Annotated in this window: 3 protein-coding genes; all 3 read left to right on the top strand. The window is 48.4% G+C overall.

What is annotated here, in order from left to right; genetic code table 11:
- A partial coding sequence (locus NTW95_02745; protein MCX6556339.1) for an ABC transporter permease subunit occupies positions 1 to 560 on the top strand: 560 nt, incomplete at its 5' end.
- Positions 561 to 569: 9 nt separating this feature from the next.
- Positions 570 to 1,274: a GldG family protein gene (locus tag NTW95_02750; GenBank protein ID MCX6556340.1), complete on the top strand. Its 705-nt coding sequence runs from the start codon at positions 570 to 572 to the stop codon at positions 1,272 to 1,274.
- A gap of 34 nt (positions 1,275 to 1,308) precedes the next feature.
- Positions 1,309 to 1,949, top strand: a 641-nt coding sequence (locus NTW95_02755) for a Gldg family protein (protein MCX6556341.1), incomplete at its 3' end; no start/stop codon positions are given.

Consider the following 1,949-nt stretch of genomic DNA (forward strand, 5'->3'; position numbering starts at 1 on the left):
GTAATTTCTTCGGTTTGCTGCCCATCATCTTTGCCTTCATCATCCCGGCCGTGACCATGCGCCTGTTTTCAGAAGAGATATATGTCGGCTCATATGAAATCCTGATGACCCTGCCGCTGACTTTCACTGAAGTTATTGTCGGCAAATTTCTGGCCGCCGTGGCTTTTGTCATGATCATGCTGTTGCCGACACTTTCGTATACCATCACCATCGCTTTGCTTGGCAAATTGGACCTCGGCCCTATTATCGGCGGCTACATCGGCGCCATATTCCTTGGCGCCCTGTTTTCGGCCATCGGGCTGCTCGCCTCCGCGCTGACCCGCAACCAGATCATTGCCTTTATTATCGGCATGAGCGTCTGCTTCGCCTTGACCCTGATCGATAAAATGCTCTTCTTTTTGCCCGAATCTTTGCTTGGTGTTCTGCAAAACATCGGCGCCGATTTTCATTTCCAAAACATTGCCAAGGGCATTATCGATTCGCGCGACATTCTCTATTTTGTCAGTGTAAGTTTTGTGGCTTTGTATGCCGGCAACCTGGTAATGCAGGGAAAAAAGTGAGAGGTTAACATGAAAATTAAACAAAAAAGCAATTACTATAAATTCCTGATGTACGTGGCGGTTATTTTTCTTTTGAACCTGGTCGCTGCCAGTCTATTTATGCGTTTCGATTTGACCGGGGACCGCTTGTATTCCATTTCAAGCATCAGTAAAAAAGTGGTATCGACCTTGTCCGAACCCCTGACCATTCACGTGTTTTTCACCAGGAATCTGCCCGCTCCTCATAACAATACCGAGCGTTATTTAGAGGATTTGCTCAAAGAATATGCCATAACCGCCAACCATTTCTTTAATTACCAGTTCCACAACGTCAGCGCCCAGGATGAGGAAACAGGCAAGGCGGTCAACGAAAATCAGGAACTGGCGAATAATTACGGCATCTACCCGATCCAGATTCAGAAAATCGAAAAAGACGAGGTGAAGTTTCAAAAAGCCTACATGGGCATGGCCCTGATTTACGGCGACATGGTGGAGCGGATCCCAACCATCACCGGTACCGATGGCCTGGAATACAAGATCACCACCGCCATGCAGAAGATGAACAACAAGATCAGCGCCTTGCTGCGGCTGCCTGAAAAGATCCAGATCAAACTGGTCTTGTCTTCTTCACTGAATATCGTCGCCCCCTACATCAACATCAGCGGCCTGGCCGACATGCCGGCCAAATGCGAAACATCAATTGCAGTGGGAAGGGCAGACGGACCGGCAGGGTAAAGAGGTTCCGGGCGGGCAGGGAGTGGCCGGGATCATGATACAAAACAGTCAGAAATCATTGTCAATTCCGCTGATTCGCGTGATGAGAATTCCCCTGATCGGTGACCAGTACCAATTGGAAACTATGGAAACCATGGAAAAAAACCTCGGCGATGCCATCGAAAGTATGCTGAATCTCAATGAAAACATCGGTTATTTGGCTGATTTCGGTACTCCGCCGTTGGGCGGTGGCATGGGCCTTCCCAATCAGCCCCAGCAGGAGGGTTTGACGAATTTCAACATCCTGGTGTCGGAAAATTATTCTCTTAAGCCTGTAAATCTCAAAGAGGAAAAAATTCCGGCCAATTTAAATTGCCTGATCATAGCCGGCCCCAAGGAGGAATTTTCCGATTATGCCCTTTTTCAAATCGATCAATTTCTGATGCAGGGGAAATCGCTGGCCATCCTGCTGGACTCCTTCAACGAAATCGTCCCCGACCGGAACCAGTCCTATAGCAATCCCAACCAGGGTCCTTTTTATATCCCTTTGAATACCGGTCTCGAAAAACTGCTTGGTCATTACGGCCTAGCCAGCAAAAAATCGTACGTTATGGATGAAAACTGTTACAAACAACGGATGGATGCGAATTACGGCGGCGGCGAGCAGCCCATCTATTTCGCGCCGCTGATTTCGAC

The organism is Candidatus Aminicenantes bacterium (genome assembly GCA_026393795.1).
In the GTDB taxonomy this organism is placed as follows: Bacteria; Acidobacteriota; Aminicenantia; order UBA2199; family UBA2199; genus UBA2199.

Coding starts and splice junctions, on each gene's coding strand:
- NTW95_02750 (MCX6556340.1), top strand. CDS start 570: ATGAAAATTAAACAAAAAAGCAATTACTATAAATTCCTGATGTACGTG.